Below are 22,121 nucleotides of genomic sequence, written 5' to 3'. Positions count from 1 at the left end.
TACTTGCCGAAATGACTGGGAATAGAATTTCGTCTCAGTATTCTCCGAGCCGCTCCCGTGCCCGCTCGACAACGACATCGACCCGGGCGGCGTACGTGAGTGTCGTGACAGCGACCACGATTCCGGCGAGGATCCAGCTGACGAGTGAGCCGACCGCGCGACCAGTTTGAACGAACCCGCCGTCAGGTGCGAAGGCGACGCCGATCACGTGTTCAAACACGAGCCCACGGAACGCTCCGTTCGGCGTGAGCGCGAGCAGCCCGGGGATTTCACTGGGAGAAGCACCACCCGAGAGCGATCGGAGGATCGCGAGGTCACCGCCGAGGACGCCGACGAGCAGTGCGAGGAGACCGAGCGCGATCGCGCTCCGGCGGCTCGACGCCAGCGCCGAGACCGCTGCCGACAGCGACAGGTACGCGGTCCCAAAGAGGAGGACGAACGCGAGGAACCGCACGAACAGAAGCGGCGAGTCTACTCCGCTGTGCGTCGCGAAAATTCCCGTGTCCGGCGCCGCAGTCAACGAGACGTACAGCCCGACAAGTGCGAAGGGAACGCCCACAATGGCGACGAGCGCCGCGATACGCGCCAGTAACACGCCGAGAACGTAGTCGACGGTACTCACGGGGTAGGTCCGGATCACGGCGAACTCGCCGCTCGTGGTGTCCATGAGCAGCGCACGGTACCCGAGCACTATCGCGAGAAGCGGGACAAGTATCTCTGTCGGGAGCAGAAGGTCGACGACTGCCGGCACGAACCCTGTCCCCCCGCCACCACCGACCGCGACGAATCCGCCGAGCACGATGAGAATTCCGACCGCGAGGACGACGTAGCCGGGAGTCCGCCGAACGGTTACCAGTTCGCGACGGAACACGGTCCCGATGTCCGCGAGCAACCGACTCATCGGTCCGATACCCCCGTGACGTGGACGGACTCCGACGTGGTTTCATCCGCACCCTTGGATCCCTCGTCGCCGTCTGTGTCACCGCTATCGATATCGCTCTCGGCGCTCGCTCTATCGCTGACGACCGCGCGGTACAGATCCTTCACGTCGTCGACCCCGTAGTCATCGATCAGACGATCGCGGGAGCCCGCCACGGCCACGCGACCGCGGTCGAGTACGATGACGTCGTCGGCGTACGTGTCGACGAGGTCGAGGTCGTGGGAGCTGACGACGACGGCAGTGTCGTCGCTCGCACGGGCCGCTGCGGCTCGGAATGCTCGCTCGCGCATTTCGGGGTCAAGTCCGCTCGTCGGCTCGTCGAGTACGGCAACGGTCGGATCGCCGAGTGTCGCCTGTGCGATCCCAAGGAGGCGTCGCATTCCGCCCGAAAGCGCCGCAACTCGTCTGTCGCCCGCGTCGGCAAGTCCCACGTCCGCCAGGGCCGCGTCGGGATCGTCACCGACGAGCGCTGCGTAGAAGCCGAGGGTCTCTCGGGCCGTGAACTCCCCACGGAACGGGACCCGCTGCGGGAGGTAGCCGATCTGCTTGTCATTCTCGCCGTCATCACTCCCCTCGTGAGCGTATCGTACCGCTCCCGCGGTCGGCTCAACTGCCCCCGCGAGGACGCCGAGCAGCGTCGACTTCCCGGACCCGTTCGGACCGATGACTGTGGTGATGCCGGGGGTGATCGAGAGCGAAACCTCATCGAGAACCCGAACCCCGCTGTAAGTCCGAGTTAGGTCGACGACCTCTGCGAGTGTGTGGTCACTCATCTGTTGTCACCCACTGCGCTGCCGGTGTTCGGATTTGTCGTATTCTGATCTGTCGTATTCTCATGGGTCGTGTCTTGATCGTCGGTGAGCGAGCCGAGTTCGGTTCTCCAGTCCACATGGACTGGCTCCGCGCGTTCGGAGTCTGGACTCGTCACCGCGTCGATCCGTTCGGGATGGTACGGTGCCGACGCCGGTACTGGGTCGATGATGCTCCCGGAGCGGGCACCGGGCACGGTACCACGGAGGTGGTTGAGCAGGACCGACGCGGGTGACTCGCGCACGGCGACGGCCGCGATCTCGCCGTGGAGCGCGGCGTCGACCGGCGAGGTCGGACGGTACGCCCGCTCGCTGGACGGCCGCGGTCCGACGTTCGCTCCCTCCCAGTAGTTACCGCGGTCGCCGTCCGCCCAGATGCGGAGCGCACCCGCGCCGGCGGCGGCGTGGTCGTCGTTGCCGACGAAGTCGTTCGCGACGACGCGGCTCGACGGGACGATCGTCGTCGCACGCGCCCCGAGCTCGTTGTCGACGACCACGTTGTGTTCGTACAGCGACCCGCGTGCGCTCGTCGAGAACCCGAGCTCGTTGCCGACGAGCGTATTGTACGCGATGTACGTCCGGGTCCCCGACGACTGAATCCCCGCACCGGAGTTGCGCACGTCGTTGCCGACGATCGTGTTCCCCGACGGGCGGGTCATCACGGTGATCCCCGCGAACAGTTCGTTGCGGGCGGTGTTGTCCGCGACCAGCGCGTCACCGGTGTACATGAGATGGATGCCGTACCGATTGTCCTTGAACGTCGAGTTCCGGATGACCGATCCGTCCGCGCGATGGAGGTAGATCCCGTCACGACCGCCCTCGAACCGGCTGTCAGTCACGGTTACACGCGACTTCATCCCCGTGATCCCCATGAATCCGTTCTGCCATGTCTCGGACCCGTCGACGCGGAGGTCACGGACGACCGCGTGCGATCCATCGCGCAACAGGAGCCCGCTCGCGTTCGTTTCGATCACGACGTCGTCGACGACGAGCCCCGGCGCAGCGATCGCTCGGATCCCGGCATCACCGTGGCCGTACCCGCTCTGGATGTTCGCGTCCCACGCCTCGCTCTCCTCGTCCCTAGAGGTACGCGCCGCCTCCGGGTCTCGCGTCCGGTTTCCGACACCGTCGATCCGGAGTCCTCGTATGGCTACATCGGCCGCGCGAACGGTGACGACCGATCCGTTGCCGTCGCCACTGATCCGTGCGTCGTCGCCCGCAATGGTCACAGATTTATTGATTGTCACCGTCTCGTGATAGACTCGTTTAGGGACGACGACCGTCGTGTTCGACGGTGCTGCCTCGACCGCCGCGTCGATCGTCGGCGCGTCCTCCCCGACAACTACCGAGACCGGACGGTCAGCGGTTCGTTCCGCCTCGGAAATCCGATCGTTGGCCGTCTGCCACCGACTCGGTGCGAGCGATCGCACCGTCGCCGCGGAGTCGACGTCGAACGAGCGGTTTCGAATCGACTCCCAGTCGACTACGGTTCCGCTGTGGTCGGCCGAGAACGACTCAGCCACTTCTCGGTTTCTAAAGGGTATCACGGCCTCGCCCGCCGGTGTGCGAGCGTCGCTGTCGACGACGTAGTACGCCTCCTCGGCCGGAGTCCACCCGCCGGCCCCGGTCGCCGTGAACAGCCCGCCGTCGGTCGTGTCCGGATTGCGGTGATCGAAGGTTTCGACGTACGCGACAAGCGGATAGCCGAACTGGCGCTCGGTTCGTCCGTCCGACAGCGACGCTACGAACGAGCTGATCCCGTTGTATCCGACGACGTACTGTAGCTGCGAGTAGAACACCTGCGTCCGCGGGAGCGTTGCGTTTCCGGCCATCATCGCGTCGGTCTCCGACGAGAGCCCCAATTCGGTGGTGTCGTCGTACGCCACCGGATCGGGAACCGACTCGGCCGGATCAATGACGAACGCGCCCGCAGTTACGACCACAGCGAGGGTCATGATCGCGGCGATCGCGAGGCGAACGCGTCGCGACCGGTCGTCATCGGGAGCGAAAACTGCCACACGGTTACGTCGGTCTGTGGTGACTTATCGAATCTGGTGTGACTCTCGAACGCGCGCGATTGCGGGTCCGCAAAGCAAGAATTCTCAACTGTCGTCGCAGCACTCGATCGGATCTGTTTGTCGAGGATCGCACCAGACGACACAAGCCAGTCGGTAACTGACACTACGTATGATCGAGTCGCTGTTCCGGATCGACGTCGCGCTGTTCGTTCTCATCGGCGTCCTCGGCGGCGCACACTGTATCGGGATGTGCGGCCCGCTCGTTACGATGTACTCGAAACAGATGACGCCGCAACCGGACGGCGGAACCACGACGGTCAACGATGGACGGGCCGGGCATCTCACGACCTACGAAGTTCGACAGCACTTCCTGTTTAACATCGGCCGGGCGACGACGTACGCGGTTCTCGGGGCCGCCTTCGGTGCGCTCGGGAGCGTCGTGTTCGTCACCGCCGACCAGCTGACGCCGGTCGCCGATGTCCTGCGAGGTACTGTAGGCCTCGTGGTGGGCGGGTTCATCGTGGCGACAGGGGTTCGGTACGTTATCGGAGGAAGCGGCGGCGATATTCGCATACCCGGCGTACAGCGCGTAACGTCGTGGCTCGCGGCGAGAGTTCACCGCCACGTGAACAGCCCGAGTATCGTCGGCCTCGGCGCTGTTCACGCATTTCTTCCCTGCCCGATGCTGTATCCTGCGTACCTGTTCGCTTTCGCGAGCGGCTCCCCAACGACCGGCGGGATCGCTCTCGGTGCTCTCGGTGTCGGAACGATTCCGGCTGTCTTCCTCTATGGAACCGTCATCCAGTCGATCGATGTCACCCACCGGCGTCGCGTTCATCGCCTGCTCGGTGTCGTGTTCGTCGTGCTGGGGTACGTTCTGTTCGCACACGGACTGATGGCGCTCGGCGTCCATCTCCCGCACCCGATGTTCCCCCACTACCAGCCGCTCGGCGGGATGTGACACTGACACGTTCTGTGGGTCACTCGCTTCGCTGGGGAGATGGCGTTCGACGGCCGCACCAGAATGGAATTCCGTATGTGGCCGAACGGTAGCGTATGGACCTCAAGTTTGGCCAGCGTTCGGTGTCGCGTCGACACGCTGTTCACGCGATCGGTACAGGAGTCGCGATGGGTCTCGCCGGCTGTCTCGGAAACTCTGCCGAGTCGGTTCCTAATCCAGTAGATCTGTCGGAGCAGAAAACGGACTACCAAGGCGGAATGGTGATCGGAGATCACGGCGGGCCTAATGGACAGATTTTCTACGCCGACGCAGAGCCGGAACCCAGACAGGGACCCGCCGAGGACACTGAAGACACAGCCCACCTCGCTTGGTTTCACACGCTCGCGCACGGGCTTTTTCCGTATCACTTTGACATGGTGGATGACGGTGCGGAGGCGACCGCGATCTACGTCACGGACTACTCTCGCATCAACTGGGGGATCCCTGAAGGAACGGAACGAAAGAAGATGCCAGCACCGACCGCACCGGATACCTTTGCGGATGCGACTAATCTCACCTACGCCGTCGAAACGGACGTGATGGGGGGAATGGGTCCGGACCTACTGCCGTTCTCTGACAGTGATGAAGCCGAAACGTTCGCGAATAATCACGGTGGGCGCACTCTCGGGTACGACGATATCGACAGATCACTCGTTGAGGGGATCCAAATGATTGGGATGGAGTAGGTCAGCCTCTTCACCCCCATCTCCACTTCAGCAATCCTATGAACGGTTTTGATAGCCAGGCTTGTGATGAGCATCCGCGAATGCGCTCTTTGTGCGGAGCGTACCAATTCGGGATCGCCATCCGGAACGAACTCTCAGGATCAGACCTCATCACTGCGTTCGAGACCCTCGACCACTCGATAGACACGATCGAAGACGGGTATCCAGCGTGGCATCCTGCGCCACTCTCCTTTCGCGCGATGATCCTCTCATTCGTGTTCATGGAGATCACTGGGGATTCGTACGCCGACTTCTCTCGACGACTCACCCGGCAACCCGAAGTGGCGACTATCCTCGGTTTCAGCCGAGTGCCCGACGAATCGGCCTTCTCGCGGGCATGGCGAAATCGATTCGACGACGCAGCCCACGAATACGTCCACGCTGCCGCCCACTTCGTTATCAAAGAAGTCCACGATCGCAACATCTCAGCGCCGGGGGTGCGGCCAAAAGCAGAGATCGTTGACGATACGCAAGAAGATACAGACCCAGTAGAAGACGAATCGTTCTCACAGGAGGAGATTGTCCAGACCACGCGCCTAGCGCGTGATCACGCCTACGGACACTTCGACTCTGGTCGAGCGTCGAATGCCTCGTACGAGGACACGCAATTTTTCGAGTTACAGACATTCCTGGGGATGGTCCGCTGTGGTACCGCGCAGGGAGCAACTCGCTTCCAGTACCGGCGCGGTGAAGAGTACAGCCCACATGGCGACACTCACCTTCGCACCATCAAGCAGTTCGATCCTGAAGAGCTCGTGAACAGTTTCAATGAGACAATGGATCGCTTGCTTTCTGTGATCGCTTCTGAATCCTCATTCCGCCGTCCAGTCACTGCGGCGATCGACATCACGACCATCCCCTATTACGGGGATGTCGAAGGGATGCCGATGGTTAGCGGGACGAAAGATAGGGACGGTCGAGCGTTCAAATTTGCGACGCTGTCGATCATCGGGCAGAACATCCCGCTGATCTTAGCTGTCGAGCCGGTTCAAGAGAGTTCTGAGTGGGATGAGAACCCGTCGAATCAGATCCATCGTACTGTGCGACGACTCGTTCGACGAGCGAAAGAACACGTTCCAATCGAGACAGTGCTGTGTGATCGAGAGTTTGACTCGATACAAGTGTTCCAGACGCTCTCAAACCTTGATGTGAACTACCTCATTCCGAAGCGGGTCTCCAGCTCCGAACAGGATGTACTCGAACAAATGGAAGAAGACGACCAAGAGGTGGCCGTTGAGTCGGCTTCTATCCATGTGGAATCTGGATCGCATCCAATGCGGCTCCTGTACGTACCGTCGACGAGTGGAGAGGGAACGGCCGCCTTCGCGACGAATCTTCGAGTCGGTCCCGAGGAAGCCGAGGCGTTCTGTCAGCGTTACAGCCGCCGGTGGCAGATCGAAAGTGAGTACAAATCGATCAAAGGTGATTTTCTCGCGAAGACCTCCTCAAAAGACTACCGCGTTCGCTTGTTCTATTTCGTGTTCGCGGTCCTCTTGTACAATATCTGGCGGCTCACCGACTTCCTGCTGAAAGCGGACGTTGACGGCGAGATGGACTACGCACCTGTGATTACTGCGGGTGAGTGTGTTGAGCTCGTTGCCTCAGCATTGATTCCACACGACTAACCCGCTAAAATCTCGCTGAGTCTGCCGTTCGGGAGTGGCAACTCTATTCAGGAGCGCTAGAATCCATACAATTTCGTACGCTTGTCCGGTAGTTCAAACTCAGAGATTCAAAAACGGTCCTTGAGTGGTGAGAATAACCATGAATAGATGACGATTCAACCCAAAACTAGCTCATCCTCCGAGACTGTGGGAACTTCACAACTTCGGAGGATGGATTTGATGCGTGCCTTATATCCAAGCCTTCACGGGCCGTATAGAATTGGTTTAAATAACGTCTTCTTCCTGTAGTTCTTCGACCGGAAGCACGGTCGTGAGCCGGTCGGCCACGCTCGGGTCAATCACCCCGGCCAGCTCCATCGCCTCCGACTCGTGTGTCTCCAGTTCCAGTACACTCCGGAAGAACCACGAGAGCGTCACGTACGACTTGTGCAGGGCTGTCGCCCGTTCCCGGCCCGCGTCCGTGAGCGTCGCCCCTTCGTATGGCTCGTACGTCACCAACCCACGGTCGTCGAGTCGCTGGAGCATCTCCGTCACTGACGGCGGGGATTTGTCGAGTCGATCAGCTACAGCTCCGGACGAGACTGGTACCCCACTACGTTGTGATTCGATGTACACGGCCAGCAGGTATTGGTCTGTCCCGCTCATCTCGTCTCAGGGCCGTCTGATGTCTTTTGGGTTGACTTCCTAGTCTGATCACCTGACTTCGTCTCGGTGTCCGTCGCTTCGCTATCGGTCCCGAAGGGCGCGAGGTACACCCATGCCGACGCCTTTGCTCGTTGTCGACGAGGCCCGTCACCCATCGGTCACACCCTCCGAATCAGATGGTCACGGACTACTCGCTGACATTCTTGACACGTTTCAGTGAGTCGTGCGACTGTCGCTAAGACCGGATGGTTGGCCGGGAAATCCTGATAGAGGTACGGCATGAGACTTCGGTGGCGGACGCCGGCGTCGACACCGTTGTTCGTCGTCTTCTGGAGAAATTCTTGGCGGTCGCGAACCACCTCCTCACAGCGGTCGCGGTGGCTGGCCAACGTCTTGTGGCGCTGTTGTAGTGCGTCGAACCCGAGGTCGGTCAACGGCGTCTCGTTCGCGTCGACGATCCAGGCGATGATGTCGTCGACCGCCGCACTCGCCTCGTCGAGGTGTGCGTCCTCCCGACCGAGCGCCTTCTGTAACGCGGTCGCTTCCGCCCGCCGAGATTGTGCTTCGACCAGGACCATCCGCTTGAGGTCGGGAGTGAACGAGGCCTCCGTCGTCGGGGCGAGTGCTACTGCGATTGCATCAGTGAACTCCTCGCGAATCGTTTCCAGCAAGGACTCGGTCTCGTCGAGATCGGCGACGCTGTGGGGCCGAATCGTCTCAGCGAACGCCCTTCGGACAGGCCGACAGCCATCGGCACTGGACGCGTCTGCGGAGAGGTGGGTGACCCCACCGGCTGTTGTGAGGCCAGCCATCGACGACGGCGTCTGGTCGGGCTGTAGCTGCTGTACCCGATTGATGAACGTCTCGTAGGCGTCCCGCATCTCGGCGACGGCCTCCTGCTCGGATCGAGCTCGGGTTCGTGCTTGCTCGATGTAGGTGTCGACGGCCATCTTACGCCTCCCCGTCGATTGGCGCACTCACGAGGCCGTTCTGGTCTCCCGTGTCCGCGAGGCCGAACGTGAGTTGCCAGCCGTCGTCTACGGCGGCCACCTGGACGGACTGTGGGGACTGCTCCGTGTGGTGCCGGCAGAGTTCGAGCGTCAGCGGTAACACGGGGAGGCGGTCCTCGTGCGCTGAAAGCGCGTACCCAGAGATCTGCACGACGACGGCACCGGCACCGCCATCGAGGTCGACCGAGTACGGCGAGCGCGTGTAGCTCTCGATGAGCCCCCGCTGTTCGAGTGTAGTAAGGCTCGCATCGAGCGCGCTGTCGTCGTCGCTGGGCGACTCCAGTCGGGCTGCGGCGTCGGTGAGCACCTTGGCCTGGTCGGCAGGGGACAGACGCTCGTGGAGTTCACTCGTCATACTCTCGAGGAGGCACAGACAGAGTTCGTCGGGATCGCCGACGGTCTCGGCGTGCTGGAAATACGCGTCCATGACGCCGCTCTCGATGCCGTCATAGCCTCCCTCGGAAAGCGTCTCGAAGACAGCACCGGCGACGCGGTGGCAGAACTCGACGAGGTCGCGACGCTCGGGCGTGGTGCTGTCGGCTATGGCGGGCTCAGACAGACTGTGCTTCGGTGTCTCGGTCGCCGTCTCCTGTGGCTGTACTATTGTCGCGTCTCGGGATGTCTCTTCACAGACGATCAGGTCGTAGTAGGGGACCTGTGGGTCATAGCGGCGCAGCGCCGACCGGTATTGCTCGGTGGCGCGAGCGGCGGCCCGCGCAGTGGCCCGGTCCGGGAATCGGTTGCCAGCTGCTGGGATCGGCCGGTCGCCCGTGCACAAGTTGAGACTGGCCGTCCCAATGCATACGGTCCTCGAATCTATTTGTGGCTCAGAGTACTCGTCACCCACCATTGGCTTCGTCATTATCGTCGTTTTCACTTCGAACACATGTCATGGTGAGCGACGAACCTCCCTTCAAGCATATCCATTGGTCGAGACACCTTCGAGAACACGAGCGAGGAAAGTTTCGAAACCGTAGTTGTGGACGCTGTTCCCCTCACATTACTAACAGTACTGCTAACAGTAAGATCTCGACGCGAGATACGACAGCCACAGAATTAGACTAGTCTAAACTCTATTTTTGATAGGAACTATTATATCCTTTGTCCCATCACCGACTAGCCGACGATGGACGATACGCAACAGTCGAAAGCGAAGCACAGTTTCTCACGCAGAAGAGCCATTACTGTCGGTGCGGGAGTTCTCGCCACTGGCCTCGCCGGATGTACGAGTAGTGGCAGTAGCAACGATCCTGAACCCACGACCGACTCAGGCAACGAGGGTGCGAATGGAGACGGCCCTGCCGTCGCAGTTGCGTCCTTTTTCAGTTTCTACGACTTCGCACGGAATATCGTCGACGGGACGCCTATCCAAGTGAGCAACCTCGTTCCGACGGGATTGCACGGTCACGGCTGGGAGCCGAATGCGAGCGTCACGCAAGACATCATCGAAGCAGACGCCTTCCTTCACGTCGGTCCGGGGTTCCAGCCGTGGGCCGACCGCGCGATTCAGACGCTCAAAGACGACAACGTCGACACGCAGTTGATCAACGTCCGCGAGGGCGTCGAATTGGTCGATCTCGCGGCCACTCTCGATCCTGAAGAAGAAGGCGTCGGCGAGCAGCAAGGCAAGGACCCGCACTTCTGGCTCGACCCACAGCGGGCGATGATATCGGTCGATAACATCACCGAGGGACTCGCCGAACTCGTGCCCGAGCAGGAAAGCGCGCTTCGGGACAACGCCGAGACGTACAAATCCGAGATTCTCGAACAGATCGATCAGGACTTCCAGGCCATGTTCGACGAGTCCGAGCGGGATGCGGTGCAACTGGCCGCGCACAACGCCTTCCAGTACTGGGGCGTCAGGTACAGCGCACAGATGGAGCCCCTCGTCACGAACCTCGCAGCCAGCGGCGACGTCAAGCCCTCGGACATCGCCGAGGCGAAGGAGTTCATCGAAGAGAACGACATCAAGTACATCGCCAACGGCGTCTTCGAATCGCGAAAGCCCGCGAAGCAACTGCTCGCCGAAACCCAGGTCGAGGGGTACTTCCCGGTGACGCCGTACGCGGGCGTTCGGGAGGACTGGGTCGAGAACAACTGGGGCTACGAGGAGGTTGCGTACAACATCAACGGCCCCACGCTCGAGGTCGTCCTCGGTACCAAGACCCCGGAGGAAGCTGGGCCCGACGGCTGGGCCGACGAGTGGATGAACTTCGAGTAAACTTCCAATGAGCACACAATACCCTGCGAGTACCACGAGTTCGGGGACGGCGAGCAGCACCGAGTCGGTCATTGAACTATCCGGGGTCGACTTCGGATACACGTCTTCCCCGGTCGTCGAGGACATTTCGCTTCGGATCGACCCCGGCGAGTACGCTGCAGTCGTGGGTCCGAACGGATCGGGGAAGTCGACGCTGATGAAGTTGATGTTAGGGTTGCTCCGACCGGACGAGGGAGTTGCTTGGCTGTTCGGCGAACCCTCACACCAGTTTGACGATGGCTCCCGGATCGGCTACGTCGCCCAGCACGCCAGCGCCTCGAAAGAGATGCCGATTACCGTCCGAGAAGTCGTGAAGATGGGTCGGTTCCCACACGTCGGCTTCGGTCGCCTCTCCAGCGGGGACTGGGACATCGTTGACCGGGCGCTCGACACTGTCGGCATGACAGCCTTCGCCAATCGTCGTGTGACACAGTTGTCTGGCGGCCAGCGCCAGCGGGCATTCATCGCCCGTGCGCTCGCCAGCGAGGCCGACTTGCTCGTGCTCGACGAGCCGACCGTTGGTGTCGACATCGAATCTGTCGAGGCGTTCTACGATCTCTTGGATGCACTGAATCAGGACGGTATCACGGTCCTACTCATCGAGCACGACCTGGGCGCGGTCACCGAACACGCCGAACGCGTCATCTGTCTCAACCGGGAAATATACTTCGACGGACCAGCCAGAGAGTTCGTCGAGAGTGACGCCCTGGCTCGCGCATTTGGCACCACAGCGAACCTGCTGGGTGGTTCTCTATGACGTACCCTCCCAACATTCCACTTCAGGCGGGACCCTTGTCTCCCATCTTCGAACCACTGTACTGGTTCCTGCAACTCTGGTCGGGGTTCATGTCTTGGGTGGCTCGGACGACCGGGCTGGAACTGCTCCAGTATGGCTTCATGCACCGGGCGATCCTCGTCGGGCTCTGTATCGGGGTGATGGCACCCCTGATCGGAACCTTCCTCGTTCATCGGCAGTTGGCACTGATCGGTGACGCGCTCGCCCACACCGGGTTCGCCGGCGTCGCCGTGGGATTGTTCATCAACGCCGTCTTCGAACTCGGGGTCTCGCCGTACCTAACGGCAGTCGTCGTGTCGATGATAGCTGCGCTGTTCATCGAGCTCATCTCGGAGGCGACCGACGCCTACAACGACGTCTCGATGGCAATCGTGCTCTCGACGGGCTTCGCGTTGGGAACGACACTAATCAGCATCAACGCCGGTGGGCTTTCTGTCGGGGTAAACCAGTTCCTCTTCGGGAACCTCGCCACGGTGTCGCAGGACAGTGCCGCGATACTCCTGCTGCTGTTCGTCATGATCATTGGCGTGGTCGCGCTCACGCGCAACCAACTGCTGTACGTCACCTTCGACGAGACGGCAGCGGCTGTTTCCGGGCTCTCGGTCAGCTGGTACAACCGCATCATGGTGTTGTTGACAGCGATGGTCGTGGTCGGCGCAATGCAAATTATGGGGGTCATCCTCGTGGCCGCGATGCTGGTCGTGCCTGTAGCTGGCGCATCACAAGTATCTCGGAGCTTCAACGAATCGATACTCGTGTCGGTTGTACTCGCTGAGTTGGCCGTCATCCTCGGCATCGGTGTCTCGTATTACGCGGAGGCAACTGCTGGAGGCGTGATCGTCCTCCTCGCAGTCGCAATTTACGTCGCCGCCGTCGTGTTTGGAAAACTCCAGACTGCCTTCAGTGAGGAGGACACCCCTGAGATGGGAAGTATCGACATGGGCGAAGCCAACCCGAGTGACGACTGACGACTGCTTCCACAACGAACCTGTGTGGTGACCCGTAAGATAAGCGTTCGATCATTCCAGACGAAATGAATTCATCAGATTCTGACACCCCAAATGCGCCGGAATCGTTGCCAGTGATCACGCCGAAGATGGAAGACTATCTCCGTCGCATCTACCGCCTTGAGCAGGAAACCGACGGCCGGGTGTCCAACTCAGAGATTGCAGAGCAGCTCGGCGTTACCCGATCATCAGTAACGAGTATGCTCAGTACGCTATCGAACCAGGGGCTGATCGACCGAGAACGGTATCGCCCCATTCGTCTCACGACCGAGGGTGAAGAACTCGCACTACGAGTAGTCCGCAGACACCGGCTCGTCGAGACGATGCTCGCGGAGTTGTTCGAGTACGCGATCAGTGAAGTCGATGCCGAGGCCGATATCCTGGAACATCACCTCAGCGAGCGGCTCTGTCGAGAGATCGAACGGACGCTCGACATGCCAGAAACCGATCCCCACGGCGATCCCATTCCCGACAGTAACCTTGATCTCCCTCAATCAGAAGATGTTGCCTCGCTGGTTGAGATTGAAGAGTCAGCGAGTGTGGAAGTCACGCGGATCTTGACGCAGGATGACGAAGTGCTGGAGTATCTCGTTTCGATCGGGCTGGAACCGACTGAACGCCTCCACCTCGACGAAATCACACCGATTGGAATGATGGTCATTACTATCGGGGACGCCAGTGAACAGACGAGTCTCCCAAAAAGACTGGCCTCACAGATACTGGTTTCGCCGCTGAATGACTCGTAACTCATACAGTGGTCGCGGATCACGAGTCTCGACGCACTGTCTTTCAACGAATCGCCCAACAGCCGTACGTGGAGTGGCCAGCTTATGACTCGACACCGCTGTACGATCGAACCTCGCTCGCCGGGTTAGAATCGGATATTAGAGTCGTCTCAGGAGTCTGGTTTACGCACCCTGATCATAACTCACTCGAAGGGCTCGTCTGCGAACTTCCGATAGCCTACTTTAGATTTGGGGCTCACGACTGCTACGGAAGTTCGACACGCTACGAGATGGCCACCCTCTTTCGAGTGTTCGTGCTGAAAGAACTCTACGGGTGGGAGCACGAAACATCTCTCGTAGAATACCTCGATAGCAACTCCGGATTCTGCGAACGCCTAGGATTGGGGTCGGTCCCCAATCAATCGACACTGTGGCGCAGCTGGAACGAGCGCTTCACGCGAGATCTCCGCGAAACGGTCCAGAAAGCGGCTCGAACGATTCTCATCAAAGCGCAGAACGCGGATGTCGCTGTACCACGGGAGCCAGACCGAACCCTCCCGGATCGAGGCGACGACGCTACTGGATCGGACCCTGACGACCAGGCCCTCCTCGACAAAGCAGGGACGATTACAAAGCACGTCAGTCGCGTCGTGTTCCCTGCGTTCTCGCTCAATCGTGGTGAGGGCTGTGAGATTCCCGAGAACGCATACTGGGGCTTACAGACCTATCTCGGGCTCCGAGAGAACTTGGCAGCTAACGAGGGTGCTCGCAGCTTCATTCACGAGTCTACGCGTGATCGAACACCGCTCGGACACGGTCATCGCGACCAGATTCGTGACCTCCCTATCGAGCAGATTCGCGAGATGTACCGACAGGCGGTCCGACAGCTCATCGACGAGGTTGCGGAGACGGAGGAGTTCTTCCGCGCGGGGATCGTCGCCATAGACATCACCGAAGCTGACCCGTTTACTGGCGATAGGACGGGCCACGAAGACGAGATCATCGGCACGAAAGAGAAGACCGACGAATACGCGTACCAGTGGGCGACGGTTCAGTTAGTCGGGAATGCTGTCCCGATTGTACTCGATGCGCGACCTGTGCGGCGGGGTGAGTCACGGAAGGAGATCGTTGAGGATCTCTTGGACTCTGCTGAAGCGGCCGTTCACGTCGACAACGTCCTGATGGACCGGGAGTTCGACAGCCAGCACGTTCTGGAGATGATCGGCCAGCGGGGACTGTCGTATGTCGTGCCCAAGCGGATGCAGACCAGCGAGAAAGCCCAAGCAAAGCGGTTGCTTCGACGTGATCAAGACCGGTACGAGACTGACAGGAAGCTCCACCTCGGAAAGAACGAGTGGCACGAGACAACGCTGATCTACCGTCGAAAAGAGAACTCAGAGCACGACGATCACCGGCAGTATTCGGTGTTCATGAGGAATCGGGGGAGCGGGCATCTCACTGAGTACGGCTATCGGTGGGAGATCGAGAGCGGCTACAAATCGATCAAGCGATTTATGGCCGCCACCACGTCGAAGAATTTCGGGCTGCGGTTCTTCTACTTCGCGTTCGCTTGCCTGCTGTACTCGATCTGGCGGGCTGTCGATCTGCTCGTCCAAGTCGAGGTAACTGACGAGTACGAGCATTCGCCAATTGTGACAGCTGACAACACGCTAACGCTGTTGAAGAAGGAAACGGGAATCGGATAGTGGTGTGACTCTCTCCGTGGTAGCGCGGCGGCTGAGTGGCAACGCTGCCGGAAGTCGTCGAAATTCATGTATATGATTGATGGCTCAACAAGATTGGCCGTTTGGAGAGCAATCTGAGTCAGTCCTGTTCACTGAAACGTCCGATACTACGCATCACAGCCCCGCTAAACCTGTTGTAGTCTCAACTTCCAGACCCCATGGAAGTTGAGACCGGCCTTCTCAATGCATAGGCATCTACACTGGACCGACTCCTCCACGACCGCATAGTATTTTACTGTATGATAGACTCTGTTGGGAGGCACAGGGAAGAAAGAGCAGAGAGTTCTGTTGAATGCCCGAACAGCGTACAAAGGTAAAGTGGCTTTGTCGCGGACACACTGATATGACTGACGAGGAGATCGACGATGTCGACAAAGCGATCCTGTATGCACTCCAAGAAGACGCTCGAAACATGTCGTCCGGAGACATCGCGGAGCGGACCGGTACCTCCGACAGTACTGTCCGCAAGCGCATTCAGCGTCTCGAATCCGATGGCGTAATCAAAGGATACAGCGCTAGCGTCGACTATCAGAAATCAGGCTATCCGCTCCGAATGCTGCTTTATTGTACCGCTGCGATTCCCGAACGTGGTGACCTCGTCCCCGATATTCTGGACATCGATGGAGTGGTATCAGTTCAGGAGTTGGTCACTGGTGAACAGAACCTCCTCGTCACTGCAGTCGGCGAGACGGACAGCGACATTACACCCGTTGCACAGGAACTTCTCGATATGGGGCTCACCGTTGCCGACGAAGTCCTCGTTCGGAGTCACGAGACGACGCCCTTCGGAAAGTTCAATTCCAAGACTCAGACAGGCGACGATTCCTAAACGAGGACACGTTTGACGTCCAACTCGGTCGCGCGACGAACGACTGCCTGTACTGGATCAACAGAGCCCGTCAGATTGTCCGAGTCACCGTCGAGGACAAGGAGTGCTGCGTGCCGGCCGGGAGCGATGACACCACAATCGAGTCCAACGATATCAGCACCGGCCGTCGTCGCCATCCGTAACACCTCTCGGGCGGTCACGTCGAACTGTTTCACCGTGTACGCCATCTCCCGGAACATCGACGGGGGATTCAGCATGACGTTGTCAGTCCCGAGTGCGACCGTCGTGTGGTCGAGTAATTCCCGTACTGGGGGGATTCCGACGTCGAGAACGGTATTCGCACGCGGACAGACCGCCACCGGGACTGATTGCTCTGTAACTCGCTGCAGGTGGTCCTGTTCTGCGTGCACCATGTGGACGAGGAGGTCCGGCTCCAGATCGAGCGCGGGGTGGATGTCGGTCGCGTCGGGTTCGCCAGCGTGGATCGCAAAGGGCACGTCGCGTTTCCGGCAGGCAGCACGCTGTTCGGTGAAATCGCCGTCGTTTGCCCCGGAGGCGCCGTACCCGTCGGAAACATCGAGGACGGACTGTTTTCCGCTCCCGAAGATGAACGGGTCGAGGGAAACGGGCGCTGCCGCCTCACGGAGCGCGCGTGCTCCGGCAGTCCCGGACTCCCTGAAATCCAGACATGAGACTGTGCCGGTTCGCTGCATGAATCGAAGGGTACGACGCATCGCCGTCACGAGGTCGGACCGGTCAGCGGCCGCCAGTTGTCGGTGTTTTAGGCTCTCCGGCGGTGCCACTGCCTCGTCGAGTGACAATCCGACAGCCGCTTCTTTTGCAACGGAATCCCCCAGATGCGTGTGAGCGTTGACGAATGCTGGGAGGACGATGTCGGTCGACGTCGTCTCCATCTCCTCGACTGCCTCGATTCGACCCTCCTCGAGGACGACACGGCCACGGGTCGGCTCGAACGACTGCCCGACGAGAAGGGTCCCGCTGACTGCTTCCATACGGACACTCCGTGCTCGATAACGATATGGTTTTTTGAATCCATATATCGAACGCTTCGGTAACGATATCCCGGGAAACAAATCTCTCTTAGGTATCGCTGACCGATATCGACCCGTGCGAACAGAGGTGAACTGTCTATGGATGAAAAGGATGATATCGCATCCGTCATCGAATCAGTTCAGGACTGGACCGAGTCTCGTCGGGACTCGGTACACGAATCGGATGCTCAGACGGCCCTCGTCGTCTCATGCTCGATGAGCAACTGCAAACACCAGGGGTCACTGTGGCCGGTTGACGCCACCTGGAACGTCGTCGGCGTTCAGACACTCGGGAACCAGACGCGGGAACGATACGAGGGCGAAACAGTTCTGGACAGCAACATCGAACACCTCAGAACTCAGTACGAGATCACAGCAGTACTCGTCGTTGGGCACACGAGGTGCGAGGTTCTCGAAGACGCGTACGAGCGGTGGGTTGCCCCTGATTCAGATTCACCCGCAGGGATCGAAGCACGGTTAGATCCGCTTGTCTCACTCGTCGAAGATGGGTTTGAGAGGGGGCTTCTGGCGGAGTCGATGCCGCTTCGGACAGTACGGAATCGACTTGTTGAGTACAACGTCCGGCAACAGGTTCGGTTTCTCCAGCAGGCACTCCCTCCTTCGGTCACGATCGCTGGTTACGTCCACGATCAAGACGGGGAGTACAGTTCGTTCCCTGACAAATGGTATCTGGTCACCCTCGATGGTGAGACTGAACCGACTACCATCCGGACCCATCTCCCCGAAGACACCTCGGTCCACGTCGCAGGTCTACTAACCTGACCCTCACTGTCGAGTACCCCCGTCCGCACGACCTGGAAGACCATAATGTTCTATAATGGGCGTTATTCGAACGATTTGTGAATATAGACAAGTTTAATAGGCATCCCGTTCTCAAATTCGGATGAAGACGACCAGAACCGGTATCCCGAGCTCGTCTCGGTCGCTGTGATGGGTCGTAAATTGATTGACGATGTCAGGACGCACCTCAAAGACGACTGTCGGAGCGCTTCCGGACACAACGGTGGAGTCGCCGTTCGTGCCCGTGGCACTCACGTGGCTCGTGTGGTCACTGTTCGCCGCGAGTATCGCCGTACTTGCCGCCCGAGTCCAGTTCGGTGGCGGCTGGGAGATTTCCGGCGTGGTCGCCATCGACGGACTGACGGTACTGATGTGGGTGGTTGTCACCTTCTTCAGCGGTATCGTCCTTAGCTACTCGCGCCGCTACATGGCAGGTAGCACCCACGAAACAGGCTTCTTCGTCGCGGTGTTCGGTTTCACTGTAGCCGTGATGGGACTCGTCGCGGCCGACCACATCGCTTTGTTCGGACTCCTATGGCTGGCGATGGGTCTGTTGATGGCGAAACTCATCGGCATCGTCAGCGGCTGGGAACAGGCACAGGAGGCTGCGACGGTGGCCAGTAAGTACTTCCTCGCCAGCAGCGCGCTCCTCGCTGTCGCGCTGACGATGCTGTGGTGGACGACCGGTGCGACGACGATCACTGGAATCGCCACGGCGACCGACACGCTCGCGGGGCCAGTGTGGCTTGTTGCCGCTGGAACCCTCGTCCTCACGGCGATGATCCAGTCCGCGCTCGTCCCGTTTCACAACTGGCTCCTCTCCTCGATGACCGCACCGACGCCGGCGTCGGCACTGATGCACGCGGGATTCGTCAACGCAGGCGGCATCCTGCTGACCCGTTTCGCGCCGGTCATCACCGTCGACGCAACGCTTATGCTCTTGGTCGTCGGCGTCGGCGCGGCCAGCGCGTTACTCGGGAAACTCCTCAAATCTGTCCAGCCGGACGTCAAGAGCAAACTGGCCTGTTCGACGGTGGGACAGATGGGCTTCATGATAATGCAGGCTGGCCTCGGATTTTTCGGGGCCGCAATCACCCATCTCATCCTGCACGGATTCTACAAAGCCTATAACTTTCTCAGCGCAGGGGGACAGATCGCACGCACAAGCCCGACAGAGACGACCAGGCACGCGACGAGCGTGGGTGGTGTCGCCGTCACGCTCCTGACCGGCATGGCCGGTGGCGCGCTGTTCGCAGTGCTGACGGGGAAGGGAACGAGCCTCGACAGCGGCCTCCTGCTTGCCCTGTTCGTGGTGCTCACTACGCTCCACGCGGCTCGCAGTGCCGTCCAGAACACCTCGCTACCGGCGACGGTCCGCTACGGGGCAGTTCCGTTAGTCTTCCTCCCGGCCATCACCGTCTATGCTCTCGTCTATACGGCTATCTCGTCTCTCTTGGCCGGACTCCCGGCAGTGACGGCACCGACCGAACTGACTGTGTTTCACGGCGTCGTCGCCGCCGTCTTCCTCGCCGCCTACGTCGCCATGGAAACCGGCGTCCACGAACGCAGCCAGCGTCTCTACGTGGCACTGGTGAACGCGAGCCAACCAGCGTCCAGCACCCTGCTGACCTCCATGGAGGATTACAATGAGTACTGAACCCACTATCGAAGACAGCATCGACCAAGCAGCGACCACCGTCGGATCGGTTTGGCCTATCCACTCGTTCGTGACGGCAAACCCCCTCTCGGGATTCGAGGACCTGCCGTTCGGCGAGGCGGTGACACAGACCGCCGACTTGCTGGGTGGTCGCGGCTACCCGAGCCCGGAGACCTTCCAGGCGGCACTCGACGAGGGCCAAATCGACCCGGAGATACTCGACTCGGAACTCGCAGAGCACGGCTACGAGGCCGACCCGGAAACGCTGCTTGAGCGCATAGACACCGCCGCCGATTCGAATACCCAAGATACCGCCGCCGAGCGTGCCGACCACGTACTGACGAAGTGGCTGTCGGCCTTCCTCGACGAGGGCCATGCACAATGGTCGATGCCCAACCGCGAGGACGGATTCTACGCCGCCTTCCGTGTAGTGGCCGACTACGACAGTGAAATCCCCGACGAAGGGGTCGTCGCTGATCTGCCCGAAACGCCAGTCGAGGCCATCGAGGCCGTACTGGAGCCATACCCGGAGAGCCAATGGGTACCTATCTTCGAGGAGCAACTGGCCGCGCTCCCCGGCTGGACCGGCTTCATCAAGCAGCGCGCTGACAACGAGGACGTGTGGCAGTCGGCATACCCGATCACGCTCGCGGGCTATCTCGCAGTCCGCCTCTCGTTGCTCGACGGCTTCGGCGTCGCAATCGAGCCCTCGACTGGCCCCGACAGAACCGAGGTCGACACGGCCGACGAACTCGCCGAAGCGTTCCTGAACGCGTGGGAGGTGAGTTACCGCACCGAAGTCGTCGAGCGCGTCGCCGCCGAGAGCCAGTCGCTCGCCGAGAGCGATCCATCGGGTCGCCCGGATGCACAACTGGTCTTCTGTATCGACACCCGTTCGGAGATCATCCGTCGTCACATCGAGGCCACGGGCGACTACGAAACCCACGGCTACGCCGGCTTCTTCGGCATCCCGATGGAGTACCAGGGATACGATGCCAAGGTGGCGGTCGATGCCTGCCCACCAATTCTCGATCCACAGCACCATATCACCGAGATTCCAACCGACAGGGACACGCAGGCGAGCCACGACCGCTGGTCGAGTCTCCGCGAGGCCGCGAGTGAGGCCGTCGAGACACTGAAAACAAACCCTGCCACCGCCTTTGGCTTCGTCGAGAACGCTGGCAGTGGGTACGGGCTGGCGCTTGCAGCCCGCACGCTCGTTCCCGGTCGTGTCTACGATCTGTTCGATACCGCCGACGACGCGGTGCCCGACGACCACGAGTTCTGTTCGCAGATCGTCCAATACCAGCATCAATACGTCGGTGATCTCCGGGTGGGACTGACTCGCGAGGAGAAAGTCGATTACGCCGCGGCCGCCTTCGAGCAGATGGGTTGGGAAGAGTTCAGTCGCCTTGTCGTCTTCACGGGCCACGCCAGCGAGACGGCCAATAACCCCTACGACTCGAGTCTGGACTGCGGTGCCTGCGCCGGCAACCCCGGCGGCCCGAGTGCCCGCGTCCTCGCAGCGATCTGCAACGACGCTAAGGTCAAGACGGAGCTGCGCGAACGCGGCTTCGACATCCCCGACGACACCGTCTTCCTCGCCGGCGAACACAACACGACGACCGACGAGATCGAACTATACGACGGCGACGTACCCGAGAGTCACACGGACAACCTCGACCAGTTGCGCGCAGACCTCGCCGCCGCTCGCGAGCACGCGACGGCCGAACGCGCCGAGGCGATGGGGGCCGACGGCTCGGCCGGCGTCACCGAGACGGAACGTCGTGCCGCCGACTGGGCCGAGACGCGTCCCGAGTGGGGGCTGGCTGGCAACGCTGGCTTCGTGATCGGCCCTCGCGAGTTGACCAGCGGCTGTGATCTCGACGGGCGTGCATTCCTCCACTCGTACGACTGGTCGACCGACCCCGACGGCGGCGCGCTCGAAGCGATCCTCACGGGCCCCATGGTCGTCACCCAGTGGATCAATACCCAGTACTACTTCTCGACAGTCGACAACGCCGTCTACGGCAGCGGGTCGAAGGTGACCCAAAACCCCGTCGGCAACATCGGCGTCTACCAGGGCAACGGCGGCGACCTGATGACCGGTCTCCCCCTCGAATCGCTGATGGCCGCCGATGACAAACCGTATCACCAGCCGCTCCGCCTCTCGACGGTCGTACACGCGCCAGTCAAGCGCGTCACCGGCGTCTTGGCCGACAACGAAAAGTTGACCGAATTGCTGGACAACGACTGGCTCTCACTGACGGTTGTCGATCCAACTCAGGATCACCGCGTCTTCCACTACGAGGAATCCTTGGAGTGGATGCCAGTGTCCGAACAGACCGAAGCACATCCGGAGATGCCGAACACTCAGGCTGTCGCAGACGACTAGCCACTCCGGAACCCGTACTGGACGGGAATCAGTGGGCTGCTCTGACCCTTCTCTGGACCCAGGAATCCGACCTCCTTCGATT

Annotated in this window: 19 protein-coding genes; 12 read left to right on the top strand and 7 right to left on the bottom strand. The window is 60.5% G+C overall.

The features are described 5' to 3' along the window. Positions 1–34: 34 nt before the first annotated feature. From EDM04_RS13200 to EDM04_RS13190, 3 genes are read right to left on the bottom strand one after another with little or no spacing between them, the layout of a single operon-like run. Complete coding sequence (locus tag EDM04_RS13200; RefSeq protein ID WP_123622862.1) at positions 35–901, bottom strand: ABC transporter permease subunit; 867 nt, start codon at positions 899–901, stop codon at positions 35–37. Next, entirely contained in the window at positions 898–1,713 is an 816-nt protein-coding gene (locus EDM04_RS13195) for an ABC transporter ATP-binding protein (RefSeq protein ID WP_123622859.1), read from the bottom strand. The genes EDM04_RS13200 and EDM04_RS13195 overlap by 4 nt, the downstream gene beginning before the upstream one ends. Further along, positions 1,710–3,767, bottom strand: a complete 2,058-nt coding sequence (locus EDM04_RS13190; RefSeq protein WP_123622857.1) for a NosD domain-containing protein — start codon at positions 3,765–3,767, stop codon at positions 1,710–1,712. The genes EDM04_RS13195 and EDM04_RS13190 overlap by 4 nt, the downstream gene beginning before the upstream one ends. A 169-nt stretch (positions 3,768–3,936) precedes the next feature. Here EDM04_RS13190 and EDM04_RS13185 point away from each other — a divergent pair, with 169 nt between their 5' ends. The 3 genes from EDM04_RS13185 (at position 3,937) to EDM04_RS13175 (ending at position 7,117) form a co-directional block, all read left to right on the top strand. Beyond that, positions 3,937–4,728, top strand: coding sequence for a sulfite exporter TauE/SafE family protein (locus tag EDM04_RS13185; protein ID WP_123622854.1), 792 nt, complete (start codon positions 3,937–3,939; stop codon positions 4,726–4,728). A gap of 167 nt (positions 4,729–4,895) precedes the next feature. Next, positions 4,896–5,453, top strand: coding sequence for a nitrous oxide reductase accessory protein NosL (locus EDM04_RS13180; RefSeq protein ID WP_241154919.1), 558 nt, complete (start codon positions 4,896–4,898; stop codon positions 5,451–5,453). An 80-nt stretch (positions 5,454–5,533) separates the two neighbouring features. Continuing rightward, entirely contained in the window at positions 5,534–7,117 is a 1,584-nt protein-coding gene (locus EDM04_RS13175) for a transposase (RefSeq protein ID WP_123623085.1), read from the top strand. Positions 7,118–7,381: 264 nt separating this feature from the next. On the opposite strand, the gene EDM04_RS13170 is transcribed toward EDM04_RS13175, so the two are convergent. The 3 genes from EDM04_RS13170 to EDM04_RS13160 all read right to left on the bottom strand — a co-directional run bounded on the left by EDM04_RS13170 (position 7,382) and on the right by EDM04_RS13160 (position 9,658). Next, the gene (locus tag EDM04_RS13170) at positions 7,382–7,762 is read right to left on the bottom strand and encodes a metal-dependent transcriptional regulator (RefSeq protein ID WP_123622850.1); all 381 of its coding nucleotides are present in this window, start codon (positions 7,760–7,762) and stop codon (positions 7,382–7,384) included. Positions 7,763–7,920: 158 nt separating this feature from the next. After that, positions 7,921–8,643, bottom strand: a complete 723-nt coding sequence (locus EDM04_RS13165) for a hypothetical protein (RefSeq protein ID WP_241154918.1) — start codon at positions 8,641–8,643, stop codon at positions 7,921–7,923. 70 nt (positions 8,644–8,713) lie between these two features. After that, a complete protein-coding gene (locus EDM04_RS13160) occupies positions 8,714–9,658 on the bottom strand; it encodes a hypothetical protein (RefSeq protein ID WP_241154917.1) in 945 nt (314 codons plus the stop codon). Between the two features lie 240 nt (positions 9,659–9,898). On the opposite strand from EDM04_RS13160, the gene EDM04_RS13155 reads away from it, so the two are divergent. The 6 genes from EDM04_RS13155 to EDM04_RS13130 all read left to right on the top strand — a co-directional run bounded on the left by EDM04_RS13155 (position 9,899) and on the right by EDM04_RS13130 (position 16,134). Further along, positions 9,899–10,993, top strand: coding sequence for a metal ABC transporter substrate-binding protein (locus EDM04_RS13155; RefSeq protein WP_123622846.1), 1,095 nt, complete (start codon positions 9,899–9,901; stop codon positions 10,991–10,993). A gap of 7 nt (positions 10,994–11,000) precedes the next feature. Further along, positions 11,001–11,789, top strand: a complete 789-nt coding sequence (locus tag EDM04_RS13150) for a metal ABC transporter ATP-binding protein (RefSeq protein ID WP_123622844.1) — start codon at positions 11,001–11,003, stop codon at positions 11,787–11,789. After that, positions 11,786–12,796: a metal ABC transporter permease gene (locus tag EDM04_RS13145; RefSeq protein ID WP_123622842.1), complete on the top strand. Its 1,011-nt coding sequence runs from the start codon at positions 11,786–11,788 to the stop codon at positions 12,794–12,796. Before EDM04_RS13150 ends, EDM04_RS13145 begins: the two co-directional genes overlap by 4 nt. Before the next feature lie 65 nt (positions 12,797–12,861). Beyond that, complete coding sequence (locus tag EDM04_RS13140) at positions 12,862–13,581, top strand: metal-dependent transcriptional regulator (RefSeq protein ID WP_164471132.1); 720 nt, start codon at positions 12,862–12,864, stop codon at positions 13,579–13,581. Positions 13,582–13,649: 68 nt separating this feature from the next. Beyond that, a complete protein-coding gene (locus EDM04_RS13135) occupies positions 13,650–15,266 on the top strand; it encodes a transposase (RefSeq protein ID WP_394338984.1) in 1,617 nt (538 codons plus the stop codon). 382 nt (positions 15,267–15,648) lie between these two features. Then, complete coding sequence (locus tag EDM04_RS13130) at positions 15,649–16,134, top strand: Lrp/AsnC family transcriptional regulator (RefSeq protein WP_123622835.1); 486 nt, start codon at positions 15,649–15,651, stop codon at positions 16,132–16,134. Here the strand turns inward: EDM04_RS13130 and EDM04_RS13125 are convergent. Next, complete coding sequence (locus EDM04_RS13125) at positions 16,131–17,147, bottom strand: amidohydrolase family protein (RefSeq protein WP_123622833.1); 1,017 nt, start codon at positions 17,145–17,147, stop codon at positions 16,131–16,133. The two genes, EDM04_RS13130 and EDM04_RS13125, sit on opposite strands and share 4 nt — an antisense overlap. Before the next feature lie 138 nt (positions 17,148–17,285). Here EDM04_RS13125 and EDM04_RS13120 point away from each other — a divergent pair, with 138 nt between their 5' ends. The 3 genes from EDM04_RS13120 (at position 17,286) to EDM04_RS13110 (ending at position 22,039) form a co-directional block, all read left to right on the top strand. Further along, positions 17,286–17,969: a carbonic anhydrase gene (locus tag EDM04_RS13120; RefSeq protein ID WP_123622831.1), complete on the top strand. Its 684-nt coding sequence runs from the start codon at positions 17,286–17,288 to the stop codon at positions 17,967–17,969. A gap of 190 nt (positions 17,970–18,159) precedes the next feature. Then, positions 18,160–19,644 (top strand): proton-conducting transporter membrane subunit, encoded by a 1,485-nt coding sequence (locus EDM04_RS13115; RefSeq protein WP_123622829.1) that lies wholly within the window; start codon positions 18,160–18,162, stop codon positions 19,642–19,644. Then, entirely contained in the window at positions 19,634–22,039 is a 2,406-nt protein-coding gene (locus EDM04_RS13110) for a DUF2309 domain-containing protein (RefSeq protein WP_123622827.1), read from the top strand. The genes EDM04_RS13115 and EDM04_RS13110 overlap by 11 nt, the downstream gene beginning before the upstream one ends. Positions 22,040–22,121: the final 82 nt, after the last annotated feature.

The sequence above is a fragment of the Halorubrum sp. CSM-61 genome, from assembly GCF_003781945.1.
Lineage (GTDB): Archaea > Halobacteriota > Halobacteria > Halobacteriales > Haloferacaceae > Halorubrum.
Note: the sequence above shows the minus strand (reverse complement) of the source record. Positions and strands in the feature narration are given on the sequence as shown.